The sequence below is a fragment of the Alteriqipengyuania triglochinis genome (genome assembly GCF_054655655.1).
In genome coordinates this window covers 242,062-256,771 of the sequence record NZ_BAAHNC010000003.1, presented here as the reverse complement: position 1 = coordinate 256,771, position 14,710 = coordinate 242,062, and the positions used below count along the sequence as shown (strand labels likewise).

General features: G+C 65.0%; 16 protein-coding genes and 1 tRNA gene. 6 read left to right on the top strand and 11 right to left on the bottom strand.

Annotation, left to right across the window (positions count from 1 at the left end; all coding sequences use genetic code 11):
* Nucleotides 1-38: 38 nt before the first annotated feature.
* Together ACYQ0L_RS11480 and ACYQ0L_RS11475 are read left to right on the top strand one after the other, a co-directional pair.
* A complete protein-coding gene (locus ACYQ0L_RS11480; protein WP_459789350.1) occupies nt 39-626 on the top strand; it encodes a CHAP domain-containing protein in 588 nt (195 codons plus the stop codon).
* 65 nt (nt 627-691) lie between these two features.
* Nucleotides 692-1,246, top strand: a complete 555-nt coding sequence (locus ACYQ0L_RS11475) for a pseudouridine synthase (protein ID WP_459789348.1) — start codon at nt 692-694, stop codon at nt 1,244-1,246.
* A 16-nt stretch (nt 1,247-1,262) separates the two neighbouring features.
* On the opposite strand, the gene ACYQ0L_RS11470 is transcribed toward ACYQ0L_RS11475, so the two are convergent.
* The 4 genes from ACYQ0L_RS11470 to ACYQ0L_RS11455 form a co-directional block, all read right to left on the bottom strand.
* Nucleotides 1,263-2,426, bottom strand: a complete 1,164-nt coding sequence (locus ACYQ0L_RS11470; RefSeq protein WP_459789347.1) for a JmjC domain-containing protein — start codon at nt 2,424-2,426, stop codon at nt 1,263-1,265.
* Nucleotides 2,427-2,591: 165 nt separating this feature from the next.
* Nucleotides 2,592-3,281, bottom strand: a complete 690-nt coding sequence (locus tag ACYQ0L_RS11465) for a CobW family GTP-binding protein (protein WP_459789346.1) — start codon at nt 3,279-3,281, stop codon at nt 2,592-2,594.
* Nucleotides 3,232-3,759, bottom strand: a complete 528-nt coding sequence (locus tag ACYQ0L_RS11460) for a CobW family GTP-binding protein (protein ID WP_459789345.1) — start codon at nt 3,757-3,759, stop codon at nt 3,232-3,234. Before ACYQ0L_RS11460 ends, ACYQ0L_RS11465 begins: the two co-directional genes overlap by 50 nt.
* A 291-nt stretch (nt 3,760-4,050) precedes the next feature.
* Nucleotides 4,051-4,140: transfer RNA gene (locus tag ACYQ0L_RS11455), tRNA-Ser, on the bottom strand.
* A 157-nt stretch (nt 4,141-4,297) separates the two neighbouring features.
* On the opposite strand from ACYQ0L_RS11455, the gene hspQ reads away from it, so the two are divergent.
* On the top strand, nt 4,298-4,678 hold the full coding sequence (gene hspQ / locus ACYQ0L_RS11450; protein ID WP_459789344.1) for a heat shock protein HspQ: 381 nt from the start codon (nt 4,298-4,300) through the stop codon (nt 4,676-4,678).
* A 42-nt stretch (nt 4,679-4,720) separates the two neighbouring features.
* Here the strand turns inward: hspQ and ACYQ0L_RS11445 are convergent, their stop codons facing one another.
* Nucleotides 4,721-5,611 (bottom strand): ABC transporter permease, encoded by an 891-nt coding sequence (locus ACYQ0L_RS11445; RefSeq protein WP_459789343.1) that lies wholly within the window; start codon nt 5,609-5,611, stop codon nt 4,721-4,723.
* A gap of 102 nt (nt 5,612-5,713) precedes the next feature.
* Here ACYQ0L_RS11445 and ACYQ0L_RS11440 point away from each other — a divergent pair, with 102 nt between their 5' ends.
* Entirely contained in the window at nt 5,714-6,442 is a 729-nt protein-coding gene (locus tag ACYQ0L_RS11440; protein WP_459789341.1) for a GcrA family cell cycle regulator, read from the top strand.
* A gap of 94 nt (nt 6,443-6,536) precedes the next feature.
* Nucleotides 6,537-7,067, top strand: a complete 531-nt coding sequence (locus ACYQ0L_RS11435; protein ID WP_459789340.1) for a DUF1993 domain-containing protein — start codon at nt 6,537-6,539, stop codon at nt 7,065-7,067.
* Here the strand turns inward: ACYQ0L_RS11435 and ACYQ0L_RS11430 are convergent.
* Nucleotides 7,064-7,744: a spermine/spermidine synthase domain-containing protein gene (locus tag ACYQ0L_RS11430; RefSeq protein ID WP_459789339.1), complete on the bottom strand. Its 681-nt coding sequence runs from the start codon at nt 7,742-7,744 to the stop codon at nt 7,064-7,066. The genes ACYQ0L_RS11435 and ACYQ0L_RS11430 overlap by 4 nt on opposite strands.
* 95 nt (nt 7,745-7,839) lie before the next feature.
* On the opposite strand from ACYQ0L_RS11430, the gene ACYQ0L_RS11425 reads away from it, so the two are divergent.
* Nucleotides 7,840-8,943, top strand: coding sequence for an NAD(P)-dependent alcohol dehydrogenase (locus ACYQ0L_RS11425; protein ID WP_459789338.1), 1,104 nt, complete (start codon nt 7,840-7,842; stop codon nt 8,941-8,943).
* A 78-nt stretch (nt 8,944-9,021) separates the two neighbouring features.
* Here ACYQ0L_RS11425 and ACYQ0L_RS11420 read toward each other — a convergent pair whose 3' ends face one another.
* From ACYQ0L_RS11420 to truB, 5 genes are all read right to left on the bottom strand, one after another.
* On the bottom strand, nt 9,022-10,059 hold the full coding sequence (locus tag ACYQ0L_RS11420) for a sensor histidine kinase (RefSeq protein ID WP_459789337.1): 1,038 nt from the start codon (nt 10,057-10,059) through the stop codon (nt 9,022-9,024).
* Nucleotides 10,060-10,193: 134 nt separating this feature from the next.
* On the bottom strand, nt 10,194-10,667 hold the full coding sequence (locus tag ACYQ0L_RS11415; RefSeq protein ID WP_459789336.1) for a GlcG/HbpS family heme-binding protein: 474 nt from the start codon (nt 10,665-10,667) through the stop codon (nt 10,194-10,196).
* A 131-nt stretch (nt 10,668-10,798) separates the two neighbouring features.
* Complete coding sequence (gene pnp / locus ACYQ0L_RS11410) at nt 10,799-13,096, bottom strand: polyribonucleotide nucleotidyltransferase (protein WP_459789335.1); 2,298 nt, start codon at nt 13,094-13,096, stop codon at nt 10,799-10,801.
* Between the two features lie 271 nt (nt 13,097-13,367).
* Entirely contained in the window at nt 13,368-13,637 is a 270-nt protein-coding gene (rpsO, locus tag ACYQ0L_RS11405) for a 30S ribosomal protein S15 (RefSeq protein WP_459789333.1), read from the bottom strand.
* A gap of 5 nt (nt 13,638-13,642) precedes the next feature.
* Nucleotides 13,643-14,662: a tRNA pseudouridine(55) synthase TruB gene (truB, locus tag ACYQ0L_RS11400; RefSeq protein ID WP_459789665.1), complete on the bottom strand. Its 1,020-nt coding sequence runs from the start codon at nt 14,660-14,662 to the stop codon at nt 13,643-13,645.
* Nucleotides 14,663-14,710 lie beyond the last annotated feature (48 nt).

Genomic DNA, 14,710 nt, shown 5'->3' with positions numbered 1-14,710 from the left:
TGTATCAATGCTCCCGGACGGACAATCGGAGGGTCTCTATGTCGGGCGCATTATCGCGCTTCCGCTGCCGTGCGGAGCGTATCTTTCTGAAATCGAAAGCGATTTTCGCCGCTTCCTGCCTCATCGCGCTGGCCGTCGGCCCGGTCGCCGCGCAGGCCCGCCACCTCCAGTGCGTGCCCTATGCGCGCCAGGTTTCCGGCATCCAGATTCACGGCAATGCCCTGACCTGGTGGGGACAGGCCGACGGACGCTATCCACGCGGTGGCGAGCCGCAGGTCGGCGCGGTCCTCGCATTCCGCCCGACGGGTGCGATGCCGCTGGGTCATGTCGCGGTTGTCTCGGCCATCCTCGACGACCGGCGTATCCTGCTCGACCACGCCAACTGGTCCGGCCCCGGCGTCATCGATAGCGGCGTGCTCGCGATCGATGTCTCCGCGGAAGGCGACTGGAGCTCGGTGCGCGTCTGGTACGGTCCGAGCGGCGGCCTGGGCTCGCGCCACAACCCGACTTTCGGGTTTATCTACAAGGCGGAGCCCGAGCCGCAGCCGGAGCCCACTCTGGCGCGATCGCCCGCGCCCCAGCAGGTTGCGGTGCTGAAACTTCCTGAGCTTCAGATCGAAGGCTAACGAGCGCCCGGCGAGGAACTGGTAAGGCGATCGCTCGCGTGCCAATGCCTTTCGTCAGAGGTTCCATGTCGCGACTGATCCTGTTCAACAAACCCCATGGCGTGCTGTGCCAGTTTACCGACCGAGGGACGGAAGGGTCGAAACGTCCGACCTTGTCGGATTTCGTCCAGATTGCCGATGTGTATCCTGCCGGCCGGCTCGATCGCGATAGCGAGGGTCTGCTGCTGCTGACCGACGACGGGCGGCTGCAGGCTCGGATCGCCGAACCCAAGTTCAAGATGCCGAAAACCTATCTGGTGCAGGTCGAGGGCGATGTGGCGGAAGACAGTCTCGACCGGCTGCGCAAGGGCGTGCGCCTGAAGGATGGCATGACCCGGCCGGCTGAGGTCGAACGGGTCGACGATCCCGAGCTCTGGCCGCGCGATCCGCCGGTGCGCTACCGCAAGTCGGTGCCCGATTGCTGGCTCAAGCTCACCATCCGCGAAGGCAGGAACCGCCAGGTGCGCAGGATGACCGCAGCGGTGGACCACCCCACCCTCAGGCTGGTGCGCTGGTCGATCGGGGACTGGTCGGTCGACGGATTGTCGCTGGGTGAGTGGCGCGAGATCAGCGTACCCTGATCGCCGGCCCGACGCGCTAGTCTTCGCTTTCGAAAGCCAAGCTGCCCTGGTCGAAAAGCGCCTGGAGCAATTCGAGTACAGGCATCGTGTCTCTCAATTCGCGGTCAAGTGTGAAGCGTTCGTTGGCGCAGAGCAGTTCGGCGAAAGAGGCTACCTCGTCCGAACATTCGAAGCTCTGTCCATCGACGAACAACGTTACCGCATGGGTGCCCTGCCGGACGAAGGAAAAGCGGCTGGCCGGATTGCGGATCATCGGCGCTTCCTCCCCGATGCCCGACTGCAAGGCTTCGACTTCGGTAGGCTCTTCCGGTTGCCAGTCGATATCGGGATATTTGCGCGTTGTGGTGTAGCGGCCGAACCAGTCGGCAAAGGCGGCGGGATCGAGCATCTTTTCCGCAATCATCGCATTCAGCCGAGTGAGCGCGGCCCCGGAAATCTCGCCTTCATTGGCTTGGCGCTCCAGCCCCGGATCGCGGTAGCGAGAATCGTCCTGCAGATGGGCGAGCACATCGTCGCAATAATGCGCGATCAATTCGCTGCTCGAAGGCGCGCGAAAGCCGATCGAGTAGGTCATGCAATCGTCGCCCACGGCAACGCCATTATGGGCAATGCCGGGCGGCACATAGAGAATGTCACCCGGTTCCAGCACCCACTCCTCGGTCGGCTCGAAATGGGCGAGCAGGCGCAAATCGTCATGCGGGAGCAGCTCGGTGGCGGAATCGCACATCGGGCCGAGTTGCCAGCGGCGCTGTCCCGAACCCTGGATCAGAAACACGTCATACTGATCGAAATGCGGGCCGACGCCGCCACCATTGCTGGCGTAGCTGACCATCACGTCGTCGATCCGCCAATTGGGGATGAAGCGGAACGGCGCGATCAGCGCGGCCACTTCGGGCACATGGTGATCGACAGCCTGCACGAGCAGCGTCCACCACTGGTTTTCGAGCTGCTCGAAACGCGATTCAGACAAAGGGCCATGTTCGACATTCCAGCCGCCCTGCTGCTCGACGTTTTCCTGCCGGATCAGGCGCGCTTCGATGCCTTCTTCGCAGGCAAGGCCGGCCAGTTCATCCCCTTCGAGCGGGTTGCGCCAATGGTCCCACGGGTTCCGGATGAGCAATGGCCTGCGCTGCCAGTAATCGCGCAGGAAACCGTCGATGTCGAAATCTCGAAATTGCATGGGCGCTCGCGTGAAAAAGTGCATCCAGCCGGCTGTGCGACCCGAATGATCCGTCGAATGAAACGGCATTCGCCCCCTATGCTCGTTTTGCGAAGGAAAGGCAGCCACCTGAATGGGTTTGTGCGCGCGAACCGCGCGGCCTGAGTTCGAGAACGGCCCCCTGCCCTACCGGGTCAGCGAAAGCTCATCCCGCTCGGTCGTCCGCGCGAGCGCGCTTGGGCCAGAGCCGGTCAGCCCCGAGCCTTCCGGCCCGTAGACTTCGAAACGCGAGATACCCTCGGTCAGGAGATCCAGCGTTTCGCGCAGCCTCGCTTCGTCAATATTGCGTATGATGAAGACGATCCCAGTGCGCCGGTCGTCGCTCGGCCAGGCATCCAGCGTCACTGGCGGGTGGAAGATGTGCTGCACGCCGTGGATCACCACGGGCTGGTCGAACTCGGCCAGATTGAGGATGCCCTTGGTGCGCAGCATGTCGTGGCTGCAGAACATCATCAGCGCGTCGAGCCAGCGTTCCACCGCGTGGGCCGAGAGCGGCTCGTCAAAGGCGAGCGATATCGAGCGAATGTGATCGCCATGGCGGTTGATGTCGTGGTGGTCATGGTCTTCGCCATGATGATGATGATGGTCGTGGTGGTGATCGTGACCTTCCGCAGCCGCGACAGCCTCGTCGTGCAGCCAGTCCGTCACCTGCTCGCCCTTGGTGGCCGGATCGTACACCCCGATGCCGAACAGCCGTGCCGGGTCGATTTCTCCATTTACCGCGCGCAAGAGCTGCGCACACGGATTGATCGCGCGCAACCGGGCTTCAACTGCGGCAATCTGCGCCGCTGGCGCAATATCCGTCTTGGTCAGCACCACGCGATCCGCGATGGCGATCTGACGCAGCGATTCCTCTTGTCGGTCGATCGTGTCGAGCCCGGCCGCAGCATCCCGTGATCAGCACGCCATTGAGCCGATAGGTCGCCGCCAGCCGCACATCGGTCATCAGCGTGTGCAGGATCGGCAGCGGATCGGCGAGGCCGGTGGTCTCGATCACCACCCGGTCAAACCAGCGCTCGCCACCGCGCGCGAACCGCCAGGGCGCATTGTGTAGCGTCTTCACCAGATCGCCCCGAATGGTGCAGCACAGGCAGCCACTCGCCATTTCGACCACCTGATCGTCCTCGGCGAGCGAGACCAGATCATGGTCGAGCCCGATCGTGCCGAACTCGTTGATGATCACGAGCGCCTTCTTCATGCCGGGATCGCGCACGATCCGGTTGAGCAGGGTCGTCTTCCCGCTGCCGAGGAAGCCGGTGAGCAGCGAGAAAGGGATACGTTCTTGGTGGTTCAAGCATCACCCTTTTTGGCGACGGCGATGTAGCCGAGGCGCGGCGTGCTCAAGCTGACCGGGCCGGATGAGAGCGGCATCTTCTATCGCATGAAAGCCGCGCGTCCGGGCTGACGAGCACCGCCCCCGGGCGCATCGACTTTCCGCCAGCATCTGACCTCGACCGTCTCCTGCCGAGGGCTGCCGGAGACGTCGGGTCTCGATGAACCCGGCCGCCCACTCGCACCGGACGACCGCGCCCACGGCCGGGTCCCTCATGCGTGGGTTGGGATTGGATCGGCCCAGAGGGCCTCGTGGCGGAGAGGGTGGGATTCGAACCCACGGTACGGTTGCCCGTACACCGCATTTCGAGTGCGGCGCATTCGACCTCTCTGCCACCTCTCCGCAAAAAAAGGGGCTCATGGCGGCGCGCCGCAGGGGCGCACCGGAAGGCCGGGAGGGGGCAGCTAGCCTAATGCGAGGCCGCTGCCAAGCCCTTCCTTCGCAGTCGGTGGACGCCTGCCCATTGTGCCGGGGCTCTTGCGCATCTATCTTAGCGGCAATGCAGCTCTCGCAGTTCTTTTCTCACCAGGCCGGCCGCCAGATCGAAGTGCCCCTGCGCCGTCAGGCGCGCTTTGGCATCGGCGATGTCGTGCGCCACAAGATGTTCGATTTTCGCGGTGTCGTGTTCGACATCGACCCGACCTTCGCCAACAGCGAGGAATGGTACGAGGCGATCCCCGAGGATCTGCGCCCCGAACGCGACCAGCCTTACTACCACCTCTTCGCCGAAAGCGACGAAGCCTACTACGTGGCCTATGTCAGCCAGCAGAACCTGTTGGGCGACGGCAGCGCCGGCCCGGTGGACCATCCGCAGATCGCGGACATGTTCGACGATTTCCTCGACGGGCGCTACGTAATGCTCCCGGGCCTGACCCACTAAGGTCGGCGGCCCCTGCAGCCCGTGCCCGGCAACGCCTGGCGCCTAGGAGCGGATTTTCCAGCCCGATTTGAGCAGCGCGAACACGCCCAGCGCGAGCGCGGCGTTGAGCGCCAGCAGGCCGAGCGCGGCCCAGATCACCGGCCCTGCCCCCGCCTCCATGTGCCCGGCAATATCGCTCTGGCCGATGAAGCCGTAGCGGAAGCCCGAAATCACGTAGAAGAACGGATTGGCGTGGCTGATCGAGTAAAACGGCTCGTGCAGCCGGTCGATCGTGTAGAATGTGCCCGACAGCAGGCTGAGCGGCGCGACGATGAAATTGGTCACCGCCGCGTTGTGATCGAACTTTTCCGCCCAGATCGAGGTCGCGAGGCCGAAGAAGGCCAGCATCAGCGATCCCATCAGGCCGAACCAGATGATCGCCCAGGGATGCGCGATCAGCAGCTTGGCCCCCGGATAGAGGAAGATCGCCAGCGCCACCGCGCAGCCGACCAGCATCGCGCGCGTCACCGCCGCGCCGACGATGCCGGCCAGCAGCTCGCCGTGGCTGAGCGGCGGCATCAGCAGGTCGATGATCGTCCCCTGGATCTTGCCCGAAAGGAAACTGAAGCTGGAATTGGCGAAGCTGTTCTGCATCATCGCCATCACGATCAGGCCGGGCGCAAGGAAGCTCTCGAACGGCACGCCGAGGATTTCGCGGCCACCCCGCCCCAGCGCGACGGAAAAGATCACGAGGAACAATAGCGTCGTGAAGGCGGGCGCCCACACGGTCTGCGTCTGCACCTTGAAGAAGCGGCGGACTTCCTTGAGGTAGAGGCTCCACAGGCCGATCGTATTGATCCCGTGGATGCGGGGCTTGCCCCATTCGGGCAGGCGGTCGGCCACGGCGTCACTCGCGTCGAGGCTGGTGGGTGCGGGCGGTGCTTGATCGCTCATGCCACGCCGCCTAAGCGCTTGTGCCAAGGGTGGCAACCTGGGCCGCGAATGCCTAGATAGTCGGGCAACGCCAAACCCGTGGGCAAAACAGATGGAATTTCGATGAGCTGGACCGAAGAGCGTACCGCGACCCTGAAACGCATGTGGGAAGGTGGCGCGACCGCGACAGAGATCGCCAAGGAACTGGGCGAAGTGTCGCGCAACGCCGTGATCGGCAAGGCGCACCGGCTCGGCCTCAAGTCCCGCCCCTCCCCGGTGAAGGCGGCGGAAAAGAAGAAGGCCGCGCCCAAGCCGAAGCCCGCACCCAAGCCCAAGGCGGCGGCCAAGCCTGCCCCTGCGGCGAGCCCCGCACCCGCGCCGGCGCCCGCACCTGCCCCGGCTCTGGCCCCGGTCGAGAAAGCCGCTGCCAAGCCCGCCAGTGCCCCGGCGCCCGCGCAGGCCCCGGCCGCACCCGCAGACGGGCAGGCGCAGCAGGCGCCCGCGCCCAGCAGCAGCCCGCGCGTGGTATCGGTCGGCCCCGGCGGCTTCCTGCGGCAGGGCCCGGGCGACCAGCAGCCACCGATTCCGCCCGCCCCGCCGCGGCGACTCGTGCCCGCAAAGCCCGATCCGTCGATTGCGGACAAGACCAGCCTGCTCGATCTCAGCGACAAGGTCTGCCGCTGGCCGATGGGCCACCCGGGCGAGCCCGATTTCCACTTCTGCGGCGAATCGGTGAACCCCGGCTTCCCCTATTGCGTCGAGCATTGCGGCCGCGCCTATCAGGCACAGCTGCCGCGCGGTTCGCGCCGTCCCCCGCCGCCGCTGCCCTATGGCGGCCCGCGCGTGCGCTGAGGCGCAGCGAACAGCAGTTACAGCACTACGTCACGGCCCGGCTCTCGATCAGCGAAAGCCGGGCCGTTTTCATTCGAGCAGAAGGACGAACAGCATGGCCCTCACCCTTCATCACGCGATCATCCCCAACTGGCTCCAGATACTCGGCGCGGTCGACGGCCTGATCGACAAGGCGGAAGGCTTCGTGAAGGACGGCCATGCGGAAGAGAAGGCGCTGCTCGACACGCGGCTGATCGACGACATGCTGCCGCTCGCCTACCAGTTCAAAAGCTGCTGGACGCACTCGCACCTCGCGATCGAGGGAGCGCGGCAGGGCCGCTTCTCGCCCGACATGAACCCGTATCCCGAAGACTTCGCATCGCTGCGTGACATGATCGCTGCCGCACGCGCCACGTGCGAAGCGGTGGATGCGGACGAACTGGACGCCATCGCCGGGAACGACATGGTCTTCTCGATCGGCGACAAATTCCGGCTGGACTTCACCGTGCAGGACTTCCTGCTCAGCTTCTCGAACCCCAATATCTATTTTCACTCCGCCACTGCCTACGACATCCTGCGGATGAAGGGCGTCGAACTCGGCAAGCGCGATTACCTGGGCGCCATGCGGGTGAAGATGGCGGGCTAGCGCTTGCGCGCGAACCAGATCGTGTGGCGCGGCCCCTTGTTGTTGGGCCGCGCGCGCACTTCGCGCACCTCGACCTCGAACCCGCCATCCTTCAGCCGCGTGGTGAACTTGTGGTCGGGCGCGGCGGACCACACCGCCATGATCCCGCCGGGGTTGAGAGCGTCCTTCGCCTTGGCGATGCCGGTGCGCGTGTAGAGCCGGAAATTGCTGTCGACCACGATCCCGTCCGGGCCGTTGTCCACGTCGAGCAGGATCGCATCATATTTGGGCGTCGTGCCGTCATTGGCATCGTCGATCAGCGCCTCGACATTGCACAGGATTACCTCGCCGCGCGGATCGTCGAGACTTTCGGCACTCAGATGCGCGAGCGGCCCCTTCGCCCATTCGAGGATTTCCGGCACCAGCTCGGCCACGGTGACGCTGCCGCCTGCGGGCAGGTGCGCGAGCGCTGCGCGGTAGGTAAAGCCCATTCCGAACCCGCCGATCAGGATGCGCGGCTTGCTCGCCTCGAGTTCGGCCAGCGTGAGCACCGCGAGCTGCTCTTCGGAAAACTGCATCCGCGTACCCATCAGCTCGTCCCGGCCGAGCATGATGATGAAGTCGCGCCCGTGGCTGACGAGGGTCAGCGTCTCCCCGCCGGGGATCTGGGCAGTGGCGATGGTTTCGCGGGGTAGCATGGACGTTGCGATAAACGCGACAAACCAAAGGGGAAAGTCCGGAACGGGCCCCCTCCCGGAAAAGTTGTGCTGGTAACCCCCGAAGGAGAAACCCCATGTCCACCACCGCCCGCATTGCCGTCGTTTCCGAAGCCGGAGCCGACTACACCATCGAAGAGCGCGCGATCGCCGATCCCGGCCCGCACGAGGTGCTGATCGAACTGGTTGCGACCGGCGTATGCCATACCGACCTCGCCGTGCAGGCGGGCGACCTGCCGACCAACTTCCCCGTCGTCCTCGGCCATGAAGGCGCCGGGAAGGTCATCGCAACCGGATCGCACGTGACCGACATTGCCGAAGGCGACCATGTGGTGCTCTCCTACGGCTCCTGCGGCCACTGCCGCCCCTGTCAGGAAGGCGACCCCGCCTATTGTGCCGAGTTCAATCCGCTCAACTTCATGAACAAGCGGCAGGGCGACGATGCGCCCGTCTTCGACGACGGACCCAACGCGGCCTTCTTCCAGCAATCGAGCTTTGCCACCCACTCGATCGCGCACGAGCGCAACGTGGTGAAGATCGAAGGCGACGTGGACATCTCGCTGCTCGGCCCGCTGGGCTGCGGTATCCAGACCGGCGCGGGCGCGGTGATGCGCACCGCGCAGCCGAAGGCGGGGTCGAGCCTGCTCGTCTCGGGCGTCGGCAGCGTCGGCATGGCCGCAATCATGGGCGCAAAGGTTGCCGGGTGTTCCCCCATCATCGCGGTCGACACCAACGAGGACCGGCTGTCGCTGGCGAAGGAACTGGGCGCGACAGACACGGTCCATGTCACCAAGGATGCCGACGTGCCCGAAGAAGTGCGCAAGATCACGGGCTCAGGCGCGGATTACTCCATCGAATGCAGCGGCAACGCCACTGCCGCACGCGCCGCGTGGGAGTCGCTTGCCCAGCGTGGCACCATGGTGGTCGTCGGCGCTCCGCCTGCCGGGACCGAGTATTCCTTCGACGCCAACGAACAGATCCTCTCGGGCCGCAAGATCGTGGGCTGCGTGGAAGGCGATTCGAAGGTGAAGCAGTTCATCCCGACGCTGGTCGATCTGTATCAGAAGGGCCTGTTCCCGTTCGACAAGCTGGTGAAGCGCTACCCCTTCGACAAGATCAACGAGGCAGTGGCCGACCTGCACGATGGCAAGGTGTTCAAGCCGATCCTCGAAATGGGTTGACCCGGCGAGGGCCGATCATTCCGAACTTGCGAGGGGTCGCGGGGCTGCAAGCCTTCGCGGTCCCTTCGCGCGTCCGGGTCAGTCGGCCGCGGCCGGATCGACGGGCGGCGTGTCGATCTCGAGCCGCGCGACCGCGCCCCGGCCGGAGGGCGCTTCCGCCAGCGTGAAGCGCCCGCCCAGCGACTGCGCGAGGGTCCGCGCGATCTTGAGACCGAGGCTGTCGGACTGGGCGGAGTCGAATCCGGCGGGCAGCCCCGCGCCATCATCCGCCACGATCACTTCCATGCCGCCGCCCGTGGGCGCGACCGTCACGGTGATCGTGCCGCCTTCGGACGTTGCAAAGGCGTGTTCGATCGCGTTGTTGAGCGCTTCGGCCACCACCAGCGCGGTGGGGATGGCCTTGTCGGGCGGCAGGACGGTGTCGGCCTTCGCGATGAAATCGTACTGGAGGCCCTCGCGCCCCGAAGCCTCGATCACGTCGCGGCTGATCTGGTCGATATAGGCGGCAAGGCTCACCTGCGCGCCGCCCGGGTCGTAGAGCTGGCGCTGGATCCGCCCCACGAGGCCGAGCCGCCGCGATGCCTCATCGAGCGCGGCGCGCGCGCCCTCGTCGGTCATGCGGTTCTTCTGCAGCGACATCAGCGATCCGACCATCTGCAGGTTGTTGCCGACCCGGTGCTGCAATTCCCGGAACAGCACCTCGCTATTGTCCTTCAGCGCGATACTGCGCCGCCGCTCGGCATCGAGATCGCGATTGGCGACCTGCATCCAGTGGATCAGCGCGATGTCGACCGAGACGATGAAGATGTAGAAGCCCAGCGCCAGCGCGGAATTGAAATGCAGGTCGAAGCTGTTGAACGGCGCAATGAAGAAGAACCACGCCAGCAGCCCGCACAGCACCGCGCTGACCGCGCCCGGCCCTACACCGAAGAAGAACGCGGTGATGATGACGGCGGGGAAGAAGGTGAGATAGGGAAAGCCCGGCGGCAGGCCGTCACCGATGCGGTAGCGTATCGCCCAAGCAAGGAAGCTGAGCAGCAGGGCGACGCCATAGCCAATCCAGCGGCGGTTGCGCGCCAGCGGCAGGCGCGAGACGAACCGACGCGCGGCCCCCATCGATGGCGGGGTCGTCGATTCTGGTAACCTGTCGCGCTTCACGTGCGACGAATGGCAGCGCTTCGTCCTTTTCGCAAAGGAAAATACGGGCCTGCGCCGACCGCCTCCGGCGGCGCGGGATCAGCCCTGGCTCCTCATCCCCCGGGTGCGACCAGCCCCGCGGCAGCGATGCCCGCGAGCGCGCAGGCGACGTCGTCGTCGCTGGACGCGCCGGAGACACCGATCGCGCCCAGCGCAGTGCCATCGGTCGCTGAGAACGGCACGCCGCCGGCCCAATCGGCCAGCAGCGGTGCATGTCCGCCCCACGTGGCAGTCGCCGCGCTGGGCTGGCGGTAGGTGGCAGCGGAGCGGCCCTTCCACTGCGCGACCTCGGCAATCGCGGTGGGCGTACCGTCGAGATGCGCCGTCGTGATCAGCCGTCCGGCATCGTCGAACACTGCGAGCGAAATGGTCAGACCGCGCTCGGTCGCCCACGCAACGCAGCCATCGCGTACCTCGGCGGCGGCCGCATAGGTCAGCACAGTGCGGCTCGTCTGCGCGCCAGCGACGCTCGCGATGCCGGGAACCAACAGGGCTGCGGCTACCGCAGCCGGAAACATCAAACGCATATCGTGCCCTTCTCCCTCATCCGACCCCCACCATGCGGCTGGTCGCGAAAAAGGCAAGCGCGCATGAAAAGGGCCGCGAAGCGCATGCTTCGCGGCCCCTTCCTGCCCTTCCGGGCGAATGCTCGGGACGATCAGTCCTTCAGGAAGTCGGGGATGTGCGCGGGGCCATCATTGCCCCCACCGCCATTGCCGCCGCCATCGCGACCGCGACCACCGCCGCCGCCGCCACGCGGGCCACGGCCACCGCGACGATCGCCGCCGCCACGCGGACCGCGATCACCGCCGCCTTCGCGCTTTTCACGCGGCGGGCGGGTGTCTTCCAGTTCTTCGCCGGTTTCCTGGTCGACGACGCGCATCGACAGGCGAACCTTGCCGCGGTTGTCGATTTCGAGGACCTTGACCTTCACTTCCTGGCCTTCGGAAACGACGTCGGTCGGCTTCTCGACCCGCTCGTTCTTCATTTCGGAGACGTGGACGAGGCCGTCCTTGCCACCCATGAAGTTCACGAACGCACCGAAGTCGACGATGTTGACGACCTTGCCGTTGTAGATCTTGCCGACTTCCGCCTCTTCGACGATGCCTTCGATCCAGCGCTTCGCGGCTTCGATCTCGTCGGCGTTGGAGGACGAAATCTTGATCACGCCCTCGTCGTCGATGTCGACCTTGGCGCCGGTTTCGGCGACGATCTCGCGGATCACCTTGCCGCCCGTACCGATGACATCGCGGATCTTCGACTTGTCGATCTGCATCGTCTCGATACGCGGAGCATGCTTGGAAACGCCCGTACGGGCCGAACCAAGCGCCTTGGTCATTTCACCCAGGATGTGCGCGCGGCCGGCCTTCGCCTGCTCCAGCGCCTTGGTCATGATTTCCTGCGTGATGCCGGCAACCTTGATGTCCATCTGGAGCGAGGTGATGCCGTTCTCCGAACCCGCGACCTTGAAGTCCATGTCGCCGAGGTGATCTTCGTCACCCAGGATATCCGACAGGACGGCGAAGTCGTCGCCTTCGAGGATCAGGCCCATCGCGATGCCCGAGACCGGACGCTCGATCGGAACGCCCGCATCCATCATCGACAGACAGCCACCGCACACGGTCGCCATCGAGGACGAGCCGTTGGACTCGGTGATGTCGGACAGGACGCGGATCGTGTACGGGAAGTCTTCATGGCTCGGCAACACGGGGTGCAGCGCGCGCCATGCGAGCTTGCCGTGGCCGATCTCGCGACGGCCGGTGAAGCCGAAGCGACCCACTTCGCCGACCGAGTAGGGCGGGAAGTTATAGTGCAGCATGAAGTGGTTGTACGACAGGCCTTCGAGGCCGTCGATCATCTGCTCGGCATCCTTGGTGCCCAGCGTGGTGGTGCAGATCGCCTGCGTCTCACCGCGCGTGAACAGCGAGGAACCGTGCGTGCGGGGCAGCAGGCCCACGATCGCTTCGATCGGGCGAACCTCGTCGAGCTTGCGCCCGTCGATCCGCTGGCCGTCCTTGAGGATGGCGCCGCGAACGATCTCGCTTTCCAGCTTCTTGACCAGCTTGATCGCGGTCATCTTCTGCTGGCCGTCGAACTCTTCGCTCGAATAGTGCGCCTTCACCTTCTCGCGCGCTTCATTCAGCGCGTCGGAACGGGCGGACTTGTCGGTCAGCTTATAGGCCTTGGCGATGTCGTCGCCGATCATCTGCTTGATCGCCGACTTCATGTCCGCGTTGTCGTCGCTCGAAGCGAGTTCCCACGGATCCTTGGCGGCCTGTTCGGCCAGATCGATGATCGCACCGATGACCTTGCGGCATTCGTCATGCGCGAACATGACGGCGCCGAGCATTTCTTCCTCGGTCAGTTCCTTGGCTTCGGACTCGACCATCATCACCGCGTCGTTGGTCGCGGCGACGACCAGGTCGAGGCGACCTTCGTCGTCCAGAGCGGCGCTCTGGGTCGGGTTCAGTTCGTATTCGCCATTGCGGAAGCCGACGCGTGCCGACGCGATCGGGCCCATGAAGGGCACGCCCGAGATGGTCAGCGCAGCCGAGGCCGCGATCATCGCGAGGATATCCGGCTCGGTCTCGCCATCGAAGCTGAGGACCTGGCAGATAACGTTGATTTCGTTGTAGAAACCTTCGGGGAACAGCGGCCGCACGGGGCGGTCGATCAGGCGCGAAACCAGCGTTTCCTTTTCGGTCGGACGCGCTTCACGCTTGAAGAAGCCGCCCGGGATGCGCCCGGCGGCGGAGAACTTTTCCTGGTAGTTGACGGTAAGGGGGAAGAAATCCTGCCCTTCCTTCACCTTCTTGGCGGCCGTCACGGCGCACAGCACCACGGTTTCGCCATAGGTGGCCAGCACGGCACCGTCGGCCTGACGGGCGATGCGGCCGGTTTCCAGAGTGAGGGTCTTTCCGCCCCACTCCAGACTGACTGTTTTCGTATCGAACATTGATTTTCCTTTTGACCCGCCAGCCACATTGCTGCGCGGGGCCTACTGCCGGGGATACCGTCCCGGTCCGGTGCGGGGCGCTAGGTCCGGCCCCAAGGGTCTTCTGCCGGATTGCAGAGAATACCCCTCAACAACGTCATTCCCGCGAAGGCGGGAATCCAGCCAAGATCGCCAAAGCGTATCCTTGCCGTAGAATGGACCCCCGCCTTCGCGGGGGCGACGATAATGCAGAAAGGGCGGCCCTTGTCGAGCCGCCCCTCCGAGAAAACTCTTACTTGCGCAGACCCAGCTTCTGGATCAGCGCGTTGTAGCGCTCGACATCCTTCTTCTTGAGGTAGGCGAGCAGATTGCGGCGCTTGTTGACCATCATAAGGAGACCACGGCGACTGTGATTGTCCTTGTGGTTGTCCTTGAAGTGTTCGGTCAGGTTCTTGATGCGCTCGGTAAGGATCGCGACCTGCACTTCGGGACTGCCCGTGTCGTTATTGCCCTGGGCGTTGTCCTTGATGATTTCCTGCTTGCGCTCGGCGGTAACCGACATTCATTCTACTCCGCGACATCTGGAAAGTTGAAACCCCGCACGATCCGCATCGTGCCGCTTTCGATCTCCACCAGCGCCACCGGGACAGGGCCCGATTTCGCGAAATAGAGCCCGTCGGCATGGGGCAATCCGGAAAGGACCCGGCCCTGTCGGGCCGCCTGCGCTTGCTCCGGATCGAGGGAGAGGGCCGGGATGTCGTCCAGCCCCGCCTCTATTGGCAGGATGAGGTCTTGCAATGGCGCGCCGTTAGCGATTTCGTTGAGTTTGTCCAGCGAAATCGCCTGCGTTTCGGCAAACGGGCCTGCCTTGGTCCGTCTGAGATAGGTCACGTGCCCGCGCGTGCCAAGGGCCAGCGCGATGTCCCGTGCAAGGGACCGGATGTAGGTGCCCTTGCTGACCGTGGCTTCCAGCGTGACGCTTTCCGCCAGTTCGAGCGGGGCGGACGGATCGTAGGGGTCCGGCCGGCCGGTGGTGGTCTGGAACGAGGATTCAAGTCCGTCGCCCTCTCCGTCACCCCGGCGAAGGCCGGGGTCCAGATAAGTTTGCTCGCTCTCGCCACCGTCAGCTGGATCCCCGCCTTCGCGGGGATGACGATAGAGCTCGAGCGAATGAATCGTCACCGCCCGCGATTTCAGCGCCACATCCTCGCCGGCCCGCGCAAGATCATAGGCGCGCTTTCCGTCCACCTTCAGCGCCGAGTACGCAGGCGGCACCTGCTCGATCGGGCCGGTGAAATGGTCGAGCACACCCGCGATCGCGGCCAGCGGCGGGAACCGGTCGCTGCGCGCAATGACCTCGCCCTCGGTGTCGAGCGTGTCGGTCTCTGCGCCGAACTGGATGGTGAAAACGTAGGTCTTGGTCGCATCGAGCATGCGCCCGGCAAGCTTGGTCGCCTCGCCCAGCGCAATCGGCAGCACACCCTCGGCCAGCGGGTCGAGCGTGCCGCCATGGCCGATCTTGGTCTTGGGATAGCCGCCTTCGCGCAGGTTGCGCTTCACCGCCGCAACGCCTTGCGTCGAGCCCATGCCGCGCGGCTTGTCGAGCACGATCCAGCCAGAGGGGGGCACCGTGCC

What these genes read in the sequence shown, in the direction of transcription:
- ACYQ0L_RS11480 (WP_459789350.1), top strand. Translation starts at nt 39, where the DNA reads ATGTCGGGCGCATTATCGCGCTTCCGCTGCCGTGCGGAGCGTATCTTT.
- ACYQ0L_RS11475 (WP_459789348.1), top strand. Translation starts at nt 692, where the DNA reads ATGTCGCGACTGATCCTGTTCAACAAACCCCATGGCGTGCTGTGCCAG.
- ACYQ0L_RS11470 (WP_459789347.1), bottom strand. Translation starts at nt 2,426, where the DNA reads ATGCAATTTCGAGATTTCGACATCGACGGTTTCCTGCGCGATTACTGG.
- hspQ (WP_459789344.1), top strand. Translation starts at nt 4,298, where the DNA reads ATGCAGCTCTCGCAGTTCTTTTCTCACCAGGCCGGCCGCCAGATCGAA.
- ACYQ0L_RS11445 (WP_459789343.1), bottom strand. Translation starts at nt 5,611, where the DNA reads ATGAGCGATCAAGCACCGCCCGCACCCACCAGCCTCGACGCGAGTGAC.
- ACYQ0L_RS11440 (WP_459789341.1), top strand. Translation starts at nt 5,714, where the DNA reads ATGAGCTGGACCGAAGAGCGTACCGCGACCCTGAAACGCATGTGGGAA.
- ACYQ0L_RS11435 (WP_459789340.1), top strand. Translation starts at nt 6,537, where the DNA reads ATGGCCCTCACCCTTCATCACGCGATCATCCCCAACTGGCTCCAGATA.
- ACYQ0L_RS11430 (WP_459789339.1), bottom strand. Translation starts at nt 7,744, where the DNA reads ATGCTACCCCGCGAAACCATCGCCACTGCCCAGATCCCCGGCGGGGAG.
- ACYQ0L_RS11425 (WP_459789338.1), top strand. Translation starts at nt 7,840, where the DNA reads ATGTCCACCACCGCCCGCATTGCCGTCGTTTCCGAAGCCGGAGCCGAC.
- ACYQ0L_RS11420 (WP_459789337.1), bottom strand. Translation starts at nt 10,059, where the DNA reads ATGGGGGCCGCGCGTCGGTTCGTCTCGCGCCTGCCGCTGGCGCGCAAC.
- ACYQ0L_RS11415 (WP_459789336.1), bottom strand. Translation starts at nt 10,667, where the DNA reads ATGCGTTTGATGTTTCCGGCTGCGGTAGCCGCAGCCCTGTTGGTTCCC.
- pnp (WP_459789335.1), bottom strand. Translation starts at nt 13,096, where the DNA reads ATGTTCGATACGAAAACAGTCAGTCTGGAGTGGGGCGGAAAGACCCTC.
- rpsO (WP_459789333.1), bottom strand. Translation starts at nt 13,637, where the DNA reads ATGTCGGTTACCGCCGAGCGCAAGCAGGAAATCATCAAGGACAACGCC.
- truB (WP_459789665.1), bottom strand. Translation starts at nt 14,662, where the DNA reads ATGGGCTCGACGCAAGGCGTTGCGGCGGTGAAGCGCAACCTGCGCGAA.